Origin of the sequence: Niastella caeni (assembly GCF_004834005.1) — a bacterium.
Classification (GTDB): Bacteria; Bacteroidota; Bacteroidia; order Chitinophagales; family Chitinophagaceae; genus Niastella; species Niastella caeni.
In genome coordinates, this window is the sequence record NZ_STFF01000003.1 from 900,073 (window position 1) to 918,474 (window position 18,402).

The window sequence follows — 18,402 nt, forward strand, 5'->3', positions numbered from 1 at the left end:
AATTGCGTACAACATACAAGTAAAACATTGTAACTATTACTACTTGAAACCACTTACGCTTCGATAATTATTTACTTTGCCGCTTCCTTTCTTTCCCTGATCCGTTGCTGCCATTCCGCCTCTGCTTTTTTCATATCTACACCGGCAGCCGATAAATAATTATTGATGCGGCCTTTGTATTTGCCAAACCAGGCATGCTTTTTATCAGATGACTCCGCATCCATCGCATGCTCGCGCGCTTCGGTTAACCAGGCCAGTATTTGTTTTTTTTGCTCTTCGGTCAAAATGGGCAACATGTCCTGGTACGCAGTATAGGTCACGTTCAGGACATTATAAGTCATTCCGTTTTTTACTTCCTCTACCTGTTGCGGGGTGCAAAGGGCTGACAATTTTGCCAGGTAGGCAGTATGCAATTTCGCCAGTTGCTCATCGGCTTCTGCTTCCAGTTTTTGAATGGCCGCTTTATCTTCAGCAGTTAATGCTGCATGTTGCGCTTTAATATTTTTTATTTGGGCATTACGATCATCATGAATACGGCCCAACTGAATGTACTGATCAGCGATAATAGCCTGTACTTTCTTATTAAAGACAGTATCAGTACTATGTAACGCTGCAACGATCTTTGCGGTTCTTTTTGCAATTACTTCGTTATACCCTTCCGTTGTGGCAGCGGCAGGTGAAGATTGGGCAAACACCAATGTCACTGATAATAACATCATTAATAATGTCAGCGCCATCAGCATTATATATAAACTACCTGTACGTTTCATTTATATCTTGTATTATGAACTAACGGTTCCTGACAACTGTCGGAACTGTTATTTGATTACGTATGTTTGTTTACTTCAGCCTTTTTTTCTTAATGTGGTGTGTGAACGGTTTGCTTCGTTCAATGGATCTGGTTTAAGAACCTGTAAAATTCATAGCGTGGGGACTAAGCCGTTCCAGATTAGTGTGAATTGTGCCAGGAGAGTTTTAGTTTGTCCGGATATTGCGCTGGTGATAATTGCTGGCGAAGAAGGCCATATTATTCATTGCAAATAAGGAAACCGGGCAAGCAAAAACGCTTCATATGCTCAATCGTTCAAAATTCCTTCAGATTACAATGGATTAAACCAGGAACCGCTTAACCAATTTTTCCGAATTCATTGTTATCTGTTTGATATTCCTATTACCGTAATAAAGGTACAGGCGACCCTATCTGTAAACAATGTAAGGTTTCACTAAAATGATGGAATATTTTACTATTTTTTACTTACCGGCTTTTGATCATAATCTGGCGATTTAACGAGTTTGGAGCAGGACAGAACCGGATGGTAAACCGGGAGAATGGATGGTGACACGAATAGTTCCGGCTTTTGGCCTGGATTGAATGATCGCTAAGCACAACCCTTTATAAGCCTTATGGGACGGCCCTTTAAGCGATTCCAGGCTGGCAGGATAGCCATTGTCTGTTCCGGCCAATGTACCTTCGCCGGCAATTTCTACCGTAATTCTATTTTCGGCATCGGGCACCAGGTTACCGTTTTTATCCACAATTCGAACGGTAATAAAAGAAAGGTCTTTTCCGTCGGCATGGAGGATTTTTTTATCTGGCGCCAATTCCAGGCGTGCGGGTTCTCCGGCCGTATTGATGGTTTTTGTACGAACGATTCTACCGTTTTTACGGGATACCGCTTTCAATATGCCGGGTTCATATTTTACGCGCCATTGTACATGAATATCAAGCGGTTGCTTTTTACGTACGCCTAACGACCGGTTATTCAGGAACAGTTCTACTTCATCTGCATTATTATAATAGGCCCATACATCCACTTCTTTACCGGCATCCCAATTCCAATGCGGAAATACATGCAGCACTGTTTTATTGGTCCATTCGCTTTGATACATGTAGTACGCATCTTTAGGAAAACCTGCAAGGTCTATGATACCATAATAAGAACTCCGTGCCGGCCAGGGATAGGGTACCGGTTCGCCCAGGAAATCGAAACCCGACCACACAAACAACCCTGATAAAAAATCATGTTGCTTAATAATTTTCCAGGTTTGTTCATGGGTAGAACCCCAATACGCCGCCACATGATCATACGCTGAAACGCTGTAGTCGGCATTCCCGTTCTGTACAAATTTTTGTCCTTTTAATGGCCAGAAACGAATGCTGTCGGAAGGCATGTCGTAATGCCCGCGGCTGGCCAGGGCCGACATGGTTTCAGTGGCAATAAACTTCTTGCCCGGATACCTTTTCAACACTTCAGGATACAATTGATGATTGTAATTCATTCCCAACAGGTCCAAAGCATTAGCCTGGTAAATGAAATTCTTTGTGGTATCGGTTTCAGTAAGCGCCGATGTTACCGGCCGGGTTGTGTCGAACTGTTTAACAATGTTCACCAGTTCCTTCGTAATGGCGATGCCGGTGCTATCGAACTGTTCACGGATCTCGTTCCCTATACTCCAGATAAATACAGAAGGATGGTTGCGATCCCTTTTGATCTGATCTGCCAGGTCCTGCTGATGCCATTTTTCAAAATCAACATTGTAATCGAACTTGTTCTTTTTCTTGCGCCACATATCAAAGGCTTCGTCCATTACAATAAAGCCCATTTTATCACAGAGGTCAAGGAACTCCGGAGCAGGCGGATTATGCGCCGTACGGATGGCATTGCACCCCATTGCTTTCAACATTTGTAATTGGCGTTCCATGGCGCGTACGTTCACAGCAGCGCCCAGCGCGCCCAGGTCGTGGTGCATACACACGCCTAAGATCTTTGTTGGTTTCCCATTTAATGAGAACCCTTTTTGTACATCGAAATTGAAGGAGCGGATGCCGAAATGGGTAACATATTCATCTACCGTTTTGCCATTTACTTCTACGCGTGTTACCCCTTTATATAAATAGGGCGTTTCAATTGACCATAATTTCGGCGAGGCAATAGTAGTGAAATAAGTATAGGTCGATTTACCTTCAGGCCATCCGGGTGTACCATACCGGGTAGCACTGGTTTTGCCTACCAGTTTTCCCGAGGCGTCATAAATTTCGGTATACAAACTCCCCTTCCCTTCTTTACCGGTAGTATTATTTAATACCGATTGTAATTGAACAGCGGCCACGTTTCCACTGATATCCTTAGTGGTAATAAATGTACCCCATTGATCAATGGCAATTTTATTGGTAACCACCAGCCGTACATTGCGGTAAATGCCGGAACCAGTATACCAGCGCGAATTGGGCTGGGCCGAATTATCTACTTTTACGGCGATCACCTGTTGGGCAGTGCCCGGGTTACAATAAGGCGTTATATCATAGCGAAAAGAAATGTAGCCATTGGGGCGCTTGCCTAAGTAATGACCATTGACCCACACTTCACTGTTACGGTATATACCATCAAATTCAATATATACATTCTCATTCTTTATAGCTGCAGGCAAAGTGAATGTTTTGCGATACCAGGCAATACCGGTTGGCAGGGCAGCCTGGTTGGGCGTGCCCGGGTGTTTTTCGCTGAACCCACCCTCAATGCTCCAATCGTGCGGCAGGTTAAGTGTTCTCCAGTTGTTATCATTATAACCGGGTTCTTTGGCAAGAGCGGTGTCGCCTAACCAGAACTTCCAGTTGTTATTGAAGTCGATGATGGAGCGGGATTGTGCTATTGAACCAATTCCATTCAACAATACCAATACTATAAAGCAAATCTTTTTCATTCTAAAACCCAAAATTAAATACCAGGAATTTAACTTAGAACTAAAAACTTAATAACTTATGAACTCCCCTCCTCACCAATAGGTAATCTCCCGCTTCCATGTACTATCAGCAGGGATGAAGTTCCCTGTTTTATCATAAGTATATTTCATGACCAGCGTATCAAATGCATTCTTCTTTACGTCAAAATTAACCATCATCACCATGTCGTTATACTGGTTATAATAATTACGGGAATAACCCAGCAACTTATTATCAGGATCTTTTTCTTCTGCATAAATTATATGACCGGCTGTGTCTTTCTTATGCAGCCTGATCTTTCTTAAATCACCGCCCTGATCCCATATTTTCTCCGTTCGCATGGTATCATCATCATATGTTTCAATCCTTTTAATACCTGTTGGTTGATCAAAATAAATTGACTTTTTACCGCCGTTACTTACATATTCGTACCGGGTCCTGGCCATCAGAGCAGTGTCAGTGTAATTCAGTTCTTCCAACACCCGGTTCTTTCTATCGTAGGTATATATTGTTCTGTACACCCCAACTGTAGTTTCTATAAGATTGCCGGCCTGATCGTATTTTTTTTGCCACATTTGCTCTTGTTTCCCATTCACATAACGCTTTATAAGCGTTAGATCATTAATGGTATCATACTGATAGGTAATCACATCTACCTTTTTGATACCAGAGACAAAGAAACTATCAACCTCCCGCACTTTAAATCCTTTTTCATTGTATTCAACCAATTTCGTAGATAGACCGTTTTGGTCTGAATAGCTATTCACGATCTTTTTAACCCGGCCTTTCAGGTTATCTTTCTTCCAATCATTTTCGATCAGTTGCAGATAGTTGCTGTTGTTGTGCCGACAGGCAGTAAAGGCTAAAATTATCAGTAAAGAGAAGATTATAACTTTTTGCATATTTAATGTTTACTTGCAAAGACCTGTCAGAGCCTGCCCCGATTTATCGGGGTTCGCTTGTACCTGCTATTTATTCAAGATATGATGGCGAACCTTACAGCTCTCTCTTTAACTAATCAGCAAATTCAATTGTACTTTTTCCCAAATCAGCCGACGTAGCCACCGCAATACCTCTTTGATCTTTATTATTGACAGCGCAATAAAAATGATATACTACCCCGTTATGTTTCACCACAAATGATTTATGGGCAAACCGCTCATCGTATGGAGCTGAAGATTCTATCAGGTTATCGCCCTGCCAGTCTGTCCAGTGTACGAGATCGTATGAGCAGGCAAACCGGTTGAAGGCGCCTTTGCGATCCTGCCAGAAAGCGCCAAAATAGAACATCACGTAAACGTTTCCGATCTGTTGAATAACCGCATCGCCGGTAATGCCTGCAGGATGGTGCAGGACGGGTTCTGTTTGGAACCGCTTCCAGTTGATCATGTCGTTAGATACCGCCATGCCGATGCGTTCGTACCAGCGGGTTTTCTTATTATCGATAGCCGTATCGCCATTGGCATTATAAAACATGACAAACGGGTAACCGGTAACTTTTTGCTTATCCCAGATAACAGAGCTTTTGAACTGCTTTTTATTTTCCCACCAGCGCACATCGGCGTCTTTGGAAGTTAAGATGGGTTGCGACTGACGTTGAAACTCATGCGGCTTTGATGGATCTTTTGTGGTGTACGCCATACCGAGGGATAACAACCCGGCTTCATAACCACATTCCCGGCCACCGAAGTATGACATCCAGTACTTTTTATTGTACGGCTGCCATTGATAGCTCCCACCCCATTGCAGATCCTGCAGCGCTATATAGCCGGCTTTTTGATTGGCGTCCCATAAAGTGGTATCGGAAGAAAATGACATCAACCGGCCTAGCGTTTTCCAATGCAACAGGTCGTTACTTTGCGCCAGCCAGGTTTCATAGCCGCGGCCATCAAAATTTACGTACGTCATAAACCAGGTATTGCCTTTGCGAAAGACGGTTGGGCAATCGAGCTTTTTACCATTGTCAGCCGGCGCCACTACCAAGCCATATTTATAAGGGGTTTTTACCTGCTCATACACGGCTAGCATCACCGAATCGGGCACTGTTTTTTGAGCGGGTTGGGCCCATGCCATCACAACACCTACTTGCAGAAAAATAATAGCTATACTCTTTTTCAAGATCAATTTTTTAGTCGGTCAAATTCATTTATCATTTAGTTAGCGCGTTTCAGCCCTTCTACCCTTCGACCCTTCGACTTCGCTCAGGGCAAGCCCGCTCAGAGCCGTGGCATGAGCATCCATTTTTGCAAAGATATAAGGGTAAAGATACGTTTACGCAACTTATGCTGTTTTGAAAACGTCTAAGAGTTATTTATTACTTTTATCGCTGAAATCGTGCGTACAAAACAAGCCGTCATGAAAAATTGCTTCCAGTCCCCTACAGGTAAGTTCATCTTTCTTGCCCTTATTACTATTACTGCATTTAAAAATACTAATGCCCAGTTAATCGCCTTTCCTGGGGCCGAAGGCTATGGTAAATATGCAACCGGCGGGCGCGGCGGTAAAGTAGCCGCTGTTACCAATTTGCAGAATGATGGCCCTGGCAGTTTACGCCACGCATTGGCAGCTTACCCCGATGAACCATTGACGGTTGTGTTCCAGGTTTCAGGCATTATTGAATTGACATCGCCCTTGACGTTAAAAAGATCGAATGTGACCATTGCCGGACAAACCGCACCGGGCGATGGCATTTGCCTGAAGGGACATTCTTTTATTATCAATGGCGCCGGCAAAGGTGACAATAAAGGAAATATTATTATTCGCTACATCCGGTCGAGGCCCGGCAGTACGTTACGCACCGGAGTATATGGGTTAGACATAGAGAACTGTCATGATATTATTATCGATCACTGTTCGTTCAGTTGGGCGAATGAAGAATGTGTAGCGGCATACGATGTAAAGAACATCACCATTCAATGGTGTATTGTGAGTGAAGGGCTGTATGAAGCGGGGCACCACAAAGGACATCGGTCATACGGCGGCGTATGGGGCGGACAATACGCTTCCTACCATCATAACCTGCTGGCTCATTTGAACAGCCGCACCGTACGGTTCAGCGGGGCACGGGCGCATGATACCATGGCGATCGTTGATTACCGCAACAATGTAATTTATAATTGGGGCAACAAAAACGCCTGCTATGGCGGCGACATAAAAATTCCCGGTGGTGTATCGAAGGTAAATATTGTGAACAATTATTATCAACCGGGGCCTGCCACTGCCGATACCCTGAGATTCGTGCATGCCCAGTACGCAAGAAATCCCGATAACCGGGTAGGCGAATGGTTCATCGCAGGCAATTACATGGCGGGCAACAGAGAGCTCACTCAAAATAACTGGCAGGGCGTTGATCTTACTGCATTGCCAGACAGTAGCCGTGCCAGGGCGAAATCAGATACTGTTTTTCCGGTAATGCGCATCATGAATAACCAGATTGCCAAGGAAGCATACAAAGCCGTACTGGCCGGCGCCGGCGCCACGTTGCCTAAAAGAGATTCTACCGATATCCGCATCATTTATGAAGTGGAACATAAAATTGCTTCGGGACAAGGCTCGTTTGGGAAAGCAGGGATTATTGACAGTCCGGCCGCTGTAGGTGGCTGGGCAACGTATAAAAATGGTAAAGCATTACCCGACACCGATGGCGATGGGATGCCAGATGAGTGGGAGTTGAAGAATGAATTAAACCCCAAAGATGCATTTGATGGAAATGTGGTTAATGCTTCGGGATATACGAATCTGGAGGTTTATTTGAATAGTTTGGTGGCGAGTGGGAAGTAGCGAGTGGCGAGTGGGAGTTTCAGGTTACAGGTTACAGGTTGCAAGGAATACAGGTACCAGTTGCCGGGTGCCAGTTGCCGGGAAAACAAATACAGATACAAGTTACAAGGGAAGCAGTTGCAGGTTACAGGTTACAGGGGAATGCAGTTACCGGGGTGGCACACCTGGCCATAATGAAAATAGATTGTATGAATAATTTATAATTTGAATACTAGTACATACGCTTCCGTTAGCATTGCATCGACGAGCCTTTTATTGCACATTTATACCCCAAATGACGCGTCTACCTAAAAATATGGATAGTATTGGTTACAAAAAGAACAGGATAGTCCATTAATATTTGACCATAACATCTAACAACTTAATTACCCAGAAATGATATTTCCGGATGTCAAATTAGAAGAGACATCTCCTTACTTTGTTCCAAGGCCTATAGAATCAATTATGCAATTTCCCTGTTGCACCTGTACAGTAAAAAATAAAGTATTTTCAGGCAAAACAAGTTTTACCTGATTCGGGGCGATGAATGCTGTTTTTGAAGATTTATAATGCGCTAAAAGTGATTCTGATTCCTGTGTCAGGAGTAAAAAATCGAATTCAAATCCTTCCGGCGGCCCATCATTTTGCTTGGTCTTGACGAGGTTTACATCTGCTCCTTTAAAATATTGAAGCGTTCTCTGTAAAAACCGCTCCGAAAAAAAGCCGGAAGCACGAAGCGTGGCCAGGTATTTTTCTGCAGCATCGAAGTCTACCCTATATATAGCGTTTGCACTATCCCCTTTCAAACTTACTACTGCATCCTGCATGGGATTCACTATTTCATAGTTCGTTTTATACCATTTTAAAAACGCCATAATAGTATTGGTACAGTCGGGAGAAATTTGATTACTATCTTTTGTTAGCATATCGTTACTAACAGCAGAAGAATCCCTGCCAATACTATTACTACTGCTGCTCTGATTGCTTTCATTGTTGCAGGCAAAAGAAAAAAGTGCCAGGAATAGCAAAACAATACAGTTTTTATTCATACAGATTAAGTTTTAGCGTTCAGGGTGAACCTGTGAAACGGCATATGTTCTACCGTTATAATTTGTTGTTCCGGTCAAACTGAAATTTCGCTGCAAATATAATCTATTAAATTACCTTTGTCATCTGTGTAATATGCTTTAACTGCATCGCCGGCACCAACAATAATGTCAAAACTTTTTTGCCTGTCCTCAGGGATAATTGTATAGGAGTTCGTCTTGCTTCCATCGTCCACCCGATGTATTTGTGCTCCAGCCGCATTCCAAAATATACTGGTATCACCTAAAAAATCTGAATATAATATCGGATTATTGCCCATTGCAGCATATGGGTTTTCATAATCAGTTGGCTTCGGATCTATCTGGAACCATCTACTGCAAAAAATGCCTGAACTCCACCTACAATAAGATCCGCAGTATGATGATTCTTCCAACCATTAACCGCTCCATCAACCCATCAAGGACAGTCAGTCCCATTGATGCCACACGCAATTCCGTAAAATAGAAAAACTCCCTGACGATAAAAAGAAGCTTGTTAAAGAATTTCCCGATGCATTTAAATTCAAAGCCGATTTGCAAAAGCAATTAGCCTCATAAATAAAGAGGTGGTATCAAAAGTTTGATGCGGCATACATAAAAAAATCGGAGCCAGACAGCTCCGATTTTTTATGTGATGTCGATTATTTGATTCTTGGTTTGAACCAAATCGTATCGCTCATAGGATTTTTACTTCTGATGGAATCCAACCCGCCTTTAAAAACATAATACTGTTTCGAAACCTTCGCTATCTGCACTACACTGACATGTGCATTGTAAAAAGCCTTTTCGTCATCAGAGATCGGTCCGCTTTTCCGGATAAATTTTAAACTAAACTCACAATCAGCGGTCTTTGAACATATCCCAATTATTTACTTTTATTGTAGATGATCTTATTTATAAATCGTAATCCATCACCGAATTCCATTGGTTGTATCCGTAAGTATTGCAGTTGTCGGGTAGTTTTATCATTTTCATATTCTTGGGATGTCATCAAATCCATTGATTCATCAAAAGGTCGATTATCTATTCCAAACTCCCATGTATGGTTTTGAGCAGGGAACAGCATTTTTTTACTAATCCTGTTAAAGGACAAAGAATACTCTCTATACTTGAAAATAATTGAATAGTCTAACAAATCTTTTATTTCTGGTACCAAAATAGAATGACCTTTAATTTTGGCTTTTATCGTATCGTCATGGTGGACAATAGTAAAACTAAACCGATTGTCAATCTTTTTTTCCTTCCCATCCACAAAAAAAGATACGTAAAATATATTTCGACTACTTGTATTTACCTTTTTGCCGACAGACTGAGAAAGACAATGGCAACTACAAAACACTATTGACACAAGAATTAATGTTTTTAAACTCATATTACTCTGCTTTGTAATTTAAAAATATATTAAGTGGTACGGTAGCAATAGTTTGACCATCGCCATTTACATTTTTGTAGATGTAAACTTTATTATACTCAGGGCTCAACACATAATTATTTCCTTTGATTTACCGGCGAAAGTGTCCGGTCCAGTATGAACTTCCCTGAATAACCCATAAAATTGAATGAGAATTGATCAGGCTGCGCATCTGTATTTTTTTCATAATCAAGATCGGACCGGGCTTCCTTTAAAAATTCATTAAACTCAGGATTGTTATTACTGATTCTCTTGGGTGGCAAAGTTCTGGTCCCTCTTTCATCCGGGATATCATAAATAACACGCGAGATCATTCCCCCGGCAATTAACGCCCACCCACATCCCACTTGCGATGTATATTCATCCACCTTAAAACCGCTGCTGCTATAGCTTAATGCTACGCCAATATCATGGCCTGCCACTTTTAAACTATAAACAGGAACGCTCACCGATGCCGCGCCTGTTACCAGGTTGGGGGTTAAGCCGCCGTAAGCTCCCAAAGAAGCCGCATTGGGCGAAGGCGGTATAACATCGATCTTATTACTATAATCCTGGGCGCCAGCCTGCATTACAGCCAACAGGAGTTGTGCAACAAAAAAGGCCTTTTTTGTCATAATTATTTCTTGCTTAAGTAAACAGTATGCTTAATTAACTGGAGTATGTTATTCCGGACTTTGGGTGAAGATGTTCCCGAATCCTGTTCGAGGGAAACTTGTATAAAGGCATAGGCATGCCAGATAGAACTATTGGCAATAGGTTATTTCTCATGTGAAAGTTTAGGGTTATTAGTATCCTTTAGTGTGCGCTAATATAAATACTTTTTAGTATTCACCTGATTTTTAACAGATGCGCATTTTTATAAATACGTATGAAGCTAAGATCAATATACAAGCGTATAACCCTACTGCACATCCACTCCCCCAATGGCCACCCCCTCCGCATCAGTAGCGGTTATACGTACAGTATACTTTCCGGCATTGATCATGGAGCCGGTGGTTGTGGTGATATAATTCCATTTTCCTTCGCGGGTATTCGTAAATTCCATGGGCTCGGTTTTCATCACGGTACCATCCGCAGCAATCAATTGCCAACTGGCTTTGCGTGGTGCAGTGCCCTGATAAAAATACCGGAACGTAAGCGAATACACATCGCCTACGCCTGTATTGATGGTCAGATCAACCTGGGCGCCGGCAGGTTTGGTAAATACCACTGCTTCCCGTTTATTGATGGTTTGTTTGGTGGTTCCTTCACCCTTTGTTACGGCCTGGTCCATTTTATAACTGGTGGTAGGTTTCTGATCGAAAGGAGGTTGCAAGGTGGTGACGGGCGTAACGATAACGGAATACACACCCCCCTGGCCCCCTAAAGGGGGAGAGGAAATTCCAGCAGTGCCATTACTGCCTATTGCCACTGTTGCGTTTGCATTAAAACGTTTGCGATATAACCTGAAATTTCCTGATGCCGTGTTCTGCAACGTAGTTTTCGTATCCTCATAATCTTTTAACCACTCCGGTAATTGCAGCGTGGTATCCATTGCTATAAACACATCGGCGGCAGCAGTGAGCGTAAAGGATAATTCATCTGCAGCACTTCTACCAGGCATCTGTATCCACTCAGCACCATACAAGGTCGGTGGCAGTGCGGTAAATGCAATGTTGCTGTCAGTATATTGTTTATCTCCTGTGTTCAACCAGGTTTGCGCTTTTACTTTTTGGGCTAATGCAGGATCAGTTACAACCAAATTGCCAATCAGCGCAGGTGATGGCAAAGCCGCTTTTGCCTGCTGATTGGTTGTTGCAATAGCAATGGCTGAAATAATGGCTTGTCCGGCTGCAATACGTGGAAATGAAATAGATAATTGTCCACCCGTAACATGCACATTCACTACTTCTTTCAATGCGCGATCATGATCCACTTTCGCCCATATATCGAGGTTCTTTATAACCGTCTTATCATTGATGGCTACATCAAACACCCGCCAGCCTTTACAATTCATGCCACCGCCGGTTCCCCACCAGGGTTCTGTAAAATATAATTCTACCCGGTAATCGCCATCCGGCACCGGAAACTCATAGCGCAGTTGCTGCAGGCCATACCGGAAAGTCTGGAACAATGGCCAATCGACCGTACCCGCAATGGGATCATAAGTTTGGCGCTGACTCGCAAAGAATGCCGGCATGCCCGGAAATTGTTTTGTCCAGGAAACAGCCCCCCAGGTGTCTGATGATTTTCTTTCGCGATCAGCCAGCCAGGTATTGCCATTACTGTCTTTGTAATCGGGGCCACCGCAATTGACGCGGTATAGATACCCCCCCGGCCCCCCTGAAGGGGGGAGAATGCTCCCTCTAGTTCCCCCGCCAGTTGGCAGGCGGGAATTAACATCTTTATAAAAAGCATCAAAGTGCGGAGCCTTCGGCAAATGATGTAATACAATATAATCTACCGCCACTCTTTTCCCATTAACATACCCTGCTGCATACAATACATTGTAATTGATATTAACGCCGTCCCACTGAAAATGGGTACCGACGCCATTGCGGGTACGTTTACCTAACGACATACCATTTACATCATTGAACAACTCCACTTCATCGCAATTGGAGTAAACGACAATCCCGTCTTTTTTACCAGGTGTTGCCCAGCGGCCGGGCCAGGTATGCGAAGCAATGTACACCATGGGCGATGTTTCCTTTGGCGCATAGTTGGCGCGGAACATATAAAATACATCCAACGGTTCTTCCCAGGGCGTTAATAAGCCTTTATAGTTCACCGGCCCTATGCGGTCCAGCTCACGGTACCCTTCCCCACTCTGCACCCGACCGGGATTATCGTGTGAGGTATACAACCAGAAAAAGTGACCGCAGGTACTGTCCTTAACGGACTCCGCCAACCGCACTTTTGTTTCCATCAGTTGCGTCATGCGGTCTTCACTGAGCGCACCGTTCTGCGCAAAACCACCTTCGGTATGCAGATCAAGCGTACGCCAGGCGCCGTATTCGCCGATCAATTGCTGGCGAATGACATCTTTGTCGTATATGGCGGGATTGCCGCCATAAGTACCCGTCCAGTTCTGCGGCACGTCCCAATCAGTTCCTTCGCCGCCGTTGCAGGTAGTTACTTTTCGTTGGTACGAGGTCGTAGGATCAAGTTCACGAATGAGCTCAGTGCAATCCCGGGCAAAATCTTCAGGGATCTTGCTTTCATTCTGCAAACCCCATAATACCAGGGACGGACTATTACGACGTTCTATCACCCACTCTTTCAGCAAGGTTTTGAAGTTCTTTTTAAACTCAGGCGTGTTGTACCACACGTGAGCGGAGAGCTGCGTCCACCAAAGGATGCCCATGCTATCGAGCAAATATTGATAGCGCAGATTATGCGGCTGGTGCGCATCGCGGAAAGCATTGAAGCCGGCCGCTTTAATTTGCTGTACGCGGGCTTTAACAGCCACATCGCTAAAGGCATGGCTGTTGCCGATCAAATGTTCATACTCGGCAATCCCGTTAATGAAGACCGGTTTGCCGTTCAGGAAGAATTGTTTGGAAGCGCCCGCTCTGCCAATGGGCCAGCTTATCCATCGAATGCCATAAGGCGTTTCTTCAACATCGATCACTTTACCATTCTCTACTACTTCCGTCACCAGCGTATAACAATACGGATCGCTCAACGACCACAAATGCGGCGATTTGATCCCGGGAAGGTGTTGTTTTGTAACCACCACACTACCGGGCTTCAGCATACTTTTTGAAGTTATTCCCGCCACTAATTGCCGCGCTTTGTTCAACAGGCGTTGCGTAACAGTAATGGTAACGGGTTTATTGTTGTAATTTTTAATTGTTGTTGCCAGGTGCAGCTTCGCCGACATTTCCGACAACGCCGAATCGCTCCAGATATGCACGCCAAACGGTTCTACCCGAACTGCATTCGTCGTAATCAAATGCACCGGGCGGAAAATACCCATAGGTTGAGAGCCTTCGCTAAAACCCCGTTCATCGGAGCAACCGCCGCAAACCCAGGGCAGGTTATTGATATTGGCCGGATGATCGGCCCGCACGGCTAACAGGTTCGGCTGGTTGTTATCAACGATAAGGTCAGTAACATCCAGCGTAAATGTGGTTCTGCCACCGGCATGCTCACCTGCTTTTTTGCCATTAACCCAAACGGTAGCAAAAGAGCCCACCCCTTCAAACCATAAAAAATAGCGCTTGTTCTTTTCTTTACGCAACACAGAAAAATTCCTGCGATACCAGGCATAACCGTGCCGGTTACCATGGTGAAAGCGGCGGTACCCTTCGTATGCATCCCAGTTGTGCGGTACGCTTACAGCTTGCCAGCCGGCCGTATTGAAAGCAGGATCCTCAAACCCATCATATGCATGAAGGTTGCTGTCGTTGGCAATGGATTGCCAGTAATTATTTAATAAAATGTCGTGCCGTAATGAAGACATCTGCGCCCATACACCTCCTGCATACACAAAAGCAAAAAGAAAAAGCAAGATTTTTATTGTGGTTCGGAACATAATATTCAATATTTATACATAACACCACTCTACTTCTATTACGCCCATCCTTCGACTCCGCTCATCCTTCGACTCCGCCCATCCTTCGACTCCGCTCATCCTTCGACTCCGCCCATCCTTCGACTCCGCTCATCCTTCGACTCCGCTCATCCTTCGACTCCGCTCAGGATTATCGCATGAATCCCCTTCGACTTCGCTCAGGGTTCGTAACTGGTTACTTCTTCAGGCTCCCATTAAAAGTATAACTACCATTCTTCTTCGTAGCAAACTGAATTTCCTGCGTACCATATTTAAGGCGACAGGAATTACCTGTAGTAGACAGCACTTTAACCTGTTGCAATTTCCCCTGCTTCCAGGTTATGTCTACTTCAAAACCACCGCGGGCACGAATGCCTTTCACTTCTCCATCGGGCAATTCAGTTGGTAAGGCCGGCAACAATTCAATAACGCCGGTATGGCTTTGGATCAGCATTTCAGCAATACCGGAAGAACCACCAAAATTACCATCGATCTGGAACGGCGGATGCGCATCGAACAAATTATTATAAACACCACCTCTTTCATAACCAAGCTCACTGATTGCCGGGGTGAACAAATTCTTGATCATCGTCAATGCATGATCGCCGTCTTTAAAGCGCGCCCAAACGTTCACTTTCCAGGCCAGGCTCCAGCCGGTACCACCATCACCGCGATACAACAACGATTGCCGCGCCGCTTTCATCATCGCAGAATCCTGCCAGGTAATATCAGTGCCCGGATACACACCCCACAAATGTGAAATGTGTCGGTGCTGGTTACGAACATCATCCACATCTTCCATCCACTCCTGCAATTGATTGTGCTTACCGATCTTATTTGGCGCTATTTGCGGAATTATATCTTTCAGGGTTTCAGCAAAAGCGGCATCTGTTTTTAACACTGCAGCAGCAGCAATACAATTCTTAAACAGCTCGCGAATGATCTGGTGGTCCATGGTAGGACCAGCCACTAACCCACCCTGCTCGGGCGAATTAGACGGCGTACTGATCAACCAACCTGTTTTTGGATCTTTTACCAGGAACTTTTCGAAGAACTCAGCGGCGGACTTCATAACGGGATATTGTTGGCGCAGGAATGCCGTATCCTGCGTGAAGAGGAAATGTTCCCAGCTATGCAAACACAACCAGGCAGCGCCGGTAACCCAGATCCCATGATTGGCCGCATTGATCGGCGCCGTACCCCGCCACAGATCGGTATTGTGATGCAACACCCAGCCGGGCGCGCCATAATGTTCTTTCGCCGTTTGACTACCCGCCTCCGCCGCTTCTTTCATCAATTGAAATAAAGGCTGCGTACAGGTAGAGAGATTCAACACTTCAGCAGGCCAGTAATTCATTTGCAGGTTAATGTTAGTAGTGTATTTGCTGCCCCAGGGCGGCGTCATCAAATCGTTCCAGATGCCCTGCAAGTTAGCCGGTTGCGTACCTGGCCGGGAAGAAGAAATAAGCAGGTAGCGGCTGTACATCAAAAACAGGGAGACCAACGAAGCATCGTTCTGCATGGAGAATTGCTTTATGCGCTGATCGGTAGGCAATGCCGCATTTTTACCAGTTGGCACCGTAAATGAAAACGTATTGTACAGTTGACGATATTCTTTTACATGGGCCGCTTTCAGGGTGCTGTATGGAATGTTCTTAACACGCGCCAAAGCCAACTTACAACCGGCCACCGGATCGCCCGATACATCTTTATAATTTTTAAAACTGGTAGCCGCCACCAGGTAAAACGTAGCCGCTGAAGCCTGTTGCAGGTTAATAGCCGTATCGCTCACCGTTAGTTTGCCACCGGTAGCAACAGCATACAAATAACCAACCGCTTTTAATACGCCATTGCTCACTTCCAACGACAATGCCAGTGTATGATCATCGACTTTCTTCAACACGTATTTTTTATGCGGCGTATTCAGCAACGCCTGCAGCGACAGAGCGCCGGGTTTGCTGGCGGATAAACGCATAACCAGGCATTGATGCGGCGCGCTGATAAAATATTCGCGGGTATAGGTAGTACCATCAACCGTATAAGAAATTTTTGAAAGGGCGCTGTCGATATCCAGTGAGCGTTTGTAATTGGAGCTGTTATTGCCTTGGGCGAAGCGAAAATATACGTCGCCGAAAGGCAGGTACTCAGCTTCATAACGAGGAAGTGTAGGCGGATTATCGTTTTGAATGGAATATTTCCAGGAATTAAGCGCCACAGAATCGGCCTCATTACCCTCGGGATAAACGATCAGCGGCCTGGTGGTACCTTTCAGGCCGATCAAACCGCCTTTATCAAAAAAGTTAATGACCTGGATGGCCAGGGTATTTTTTCCTTCTATAAAAGCCGAAGCAGGAACAGTATATTTTCTTTTCTTACTAATACCTTCGTCGGCCCCAACGAGTTTACCATTTACATAGGTAAAATCCATATCGCGGATGCGACCGAGGTCAAGCACCAGGTTCTTACCCAACCATTTTGATGGAACGGTGAAAGAAGTGCGGAACCACAAGGCGCCATCCATGCCCATCAATCCCGCCCGCTCCCACCCTTCGGGTGTAGGCAGTTGCATGGTTGTCCAGTTATTATCATTGAAGTTTGCAGCAGCCGGTTCCGTTTGATTCCGTACCGCTGCAAACCAGGTATCTTTTTGGATTTTATAGGAGCTGTCATCGGGATCTTTCGTTCCCATAAAATATTTCTCTGCCATTGTTTCTGCTTCAGCCTGTTTGCCATCGGCCAGTAATTGCCGTATGGGTTGCAGGTATTGCACAGCTCCCGGACGTGCGTAATTACGTGGACGGCCACTCCACAAAGTTTCCTCATTCAACTGAAGATGTTCTTCATTGATACCGCCAAAGACCATGGCGCCGAGGCGGCCATTCCCGAGCGGCAGCGCATCCGTCCATGCAGCGGCAGGTTGCTGATACCACAAGGATTGAGGCTGGCGTTGGGCAAAGGCGCTTGAAAAAGGGCTAAAAGCCGACAATAAAAGGGAATTACAAAGCCATGTTTTCAGATGCATACCGGGCAAGATAGTTTATAGTTTAAAGTTTATAGTTTAACGTTTATAGTTTAAAGTTTTTAGTTTAATTAGACGGGGTTTTGGGCACAAAGGTGGGCAATAAATAAATAATGTTACCGGTTTCCAGTTGCCGGGTATGCACTCATTAGTAAAAATAAAAAGTGTCGGGGAGACGGTTTTGGATCGTGGTGTATGGTTTGAAGTTATTTTATCCGGCATGGCGGATATTGTTCAGGATCGCTCAATACCGGTATATCGGGTTTAAGGATTTCTTAAGTATTATCAAACCAGTTTTTGAAATGTACAATCCTATTATTCCTGATACCAAACAGCAGATATTCATCCGTATCTCCAAATCTCGTACGCAAATATTTTGATTTTTTTACGTTGAATTCTTTATAAGATTTCGGGAACAATTTCTTAAGTACGCTTACAGAATCACCTATTTTTATCTTGGTAGATCTATAGGTCAATACAAAATCAGCGTCAGAGATTTCAAACCCATGCAGATATCCATCGGGCGAGACCTGAATTATAGATCCTTTATAATGATAGTCGTACCATTCCTCATCTATTGACTCTACCTTTGTGATCTTTGCCGGCTTTCCGAAAGCTTTGATTATCGTGCTTTTCTTTTCACCCAATGGCAATTGGTTAATACGCACCTTCAAACAATCTACCGTGTCATATTTGTCATTGAATTGAGCATAGGAGGATATAACAATACACAATAAAAAGGATGATAAAATTGATAATATTTTCATAGCTGAAAAAAGTAGCGTTATATGTAATCCCGATTCGATTTTATCTCTGCCTGGCCTTACCTGCCAATCACAATTTTTGCCTGAATGTACACACTTATGCCCC

Annotated in this window: 12 protein-coding genes; 1 reads left to right on the forward strand and 11 read right to left on the reverse strand. The window is 44.3% G+C overall.

Going from position 1 to position 18,402, the window contains the following annotated elements:
• Nucleotides 1-71: 71 nt before the first annotated feature.
• From FAM09_RS14705 to FAM09_RS14720, 4 genes are all read right to left on the reverse strand, one after another.
• On the reverse strand, nt 72-770 hold the full coding sequence (locus tag FAM09_RS14705; RefSeq protein WP_136577872.1) for a DUF3826 domain-containing protein: 699 nt from the start codon (nt 768-770) through the stop codon (nt 72-74).
• A 514-nt stretch (nt 771-1,284) separates the two neighbouring features.
• Nucleotides 1,285-3,702 carry a beta-galactosidase GalB gene (galB, locus tag FAM09_RS14710; RefSeq protein WP_136577873.1) on the reverse strand — a complete coding sequence of 806 codons (2,418 nt, stop codon included), beginning with the start codon at nt 3,700-3,702 and terminating at the stop codon, nt 1,285-1,287.
• A 72-nt stretch (nt 3,703-3,774) separates the two neighbouring features.
• Nucleotides 3,775-4,623, reverse strand: coding sequence for a hypothetical protein (locus FAM09_RS14715; RefSeq protein ID WP_136577874.1), 849 nt, complete (start codon nt 4,621-4,623; stop codon nt 3,775-3,777).
• A gap of 112 nt (nt 4,624-4,735) precedes the next feature.
• A complete protein-coding gene (locus FAM09_RS14720) occupies nt 4,736-5,839 on the reverse strand; it encodes a glycoside hydrolase family protein (RefSeq protein WP_136577875.1) in 1,104 nt (367 codons plus the stop codon).
• 237 nt (nt 5,840-6,076) lie between these two features.
• Between FAM09_RS14720 and FAM09_RS14725 the strand changes: the two genes are divergently transcribed.
• Complete coding sequence (locus tag FAM09_RS14725; protein ID WP_136577876.1) at nt 6,077-7,501, forward strand: pectate lyase; 1,425 nt, start codon at nt 6,077-6,079, stop codon at nt 7,499-7,501.
• 413 nt (nt 7,502-7,914) lie between these two features.
• Here FAM09_RS14725 and FAM09_RS14730 read toward each other — a convergent pair whose 3' ends face one another.
• The 7 genes from FAM09_RS14730 to FAM09_RS14760 all read right to left on the reverse strand — a co-directional run bounded on the left by FAM09_RS14730 (nt 7,915) and on the right by FAM09_RS14760 (nt 18,299).
• Nucleotides 7,915-8,529, reverse strand: a complete 615-nt coding sequence (locus FAM09_RS14730; protein ID WP_136577877.1) for a hypothetical protein — start codon at nt 8,527-8,529, stop codon at nt 7,915-7,917.
• Between the two features lie 74 nt (nt 8,530-8,603).
• Nucleotides 8,604-8,846 (reverse strand): hypothetical protein, encoded by a 243-nt coding sequence (locus FAM09_RS14735; RefSeq protein ID WP_136577878.1) that lies wholly within the window; start codon nt 8,844-8,846, stop codon nt 8,604-8,606.
• Between the two features lie 584 nt (nt 8,847-9,430).
• Nucleotides 9,431-9,937: a hypothetical protein gene (locus FAM09_RS14740; RefSeq protein ID WP_136577879.1), complete on the reverse strand. Its 507-nt coding sequence runs from the start codon at nt 9,935-9,937 to the stop codon at nt 9,431-9,433.
• A gap of 116 nt (nt 9,938-10,053) precedes the next feature.
• Nucleotides 10,054-10,590, reverse strand: coding sequence for a hypothetical protein (locus FAM09_RS14745; protein WP_136577880.1), 537 nt, complete (start codon nt 10,588-10,590; stop codon nt 10,054-10,056).
• Between the two features lie 287 nt (nt 10,591-10,877).
• On the reverse strand, nt 10,878-14,495 hold the full coding sequence (locus FAM09_RS14750; protein WP_166437151.1) for a malectin domain-containing carbohydrate-binding protein: 3,618 nt from the start codon (nt 14,493-14,495) through the stop codon (nt 10,878-10,880).
• 214 nt (nt 14,496-14,709) lie between these two features.
• Complete coding sequence (locus FAM09_RS14755) at nt 14,710-17,535, reverse strand: glycoside hydrolase family 95 protein (RefSeq protein WP_136577881.1); 2,826 nt, start codon at nt 17,533-17,535, stop codon at nt 14,710-14,712.
• Nucleotides 17,536-17,807: 272 nt separating this feature from the next.
• Nucleotides 17,808-18,299 (reverse strand): hypothetical protein, encoded by a 492-nt coding sequence (locus FAM09_RS14760; RefSeq protein ID WP_136577882.1) that lies wholly within the window; start codon nt 18,297-18,299, stop codon nt 17,808-17,810.
• Nucleotides 18,300-18,402: the final 103 nt, after the last annotated feature.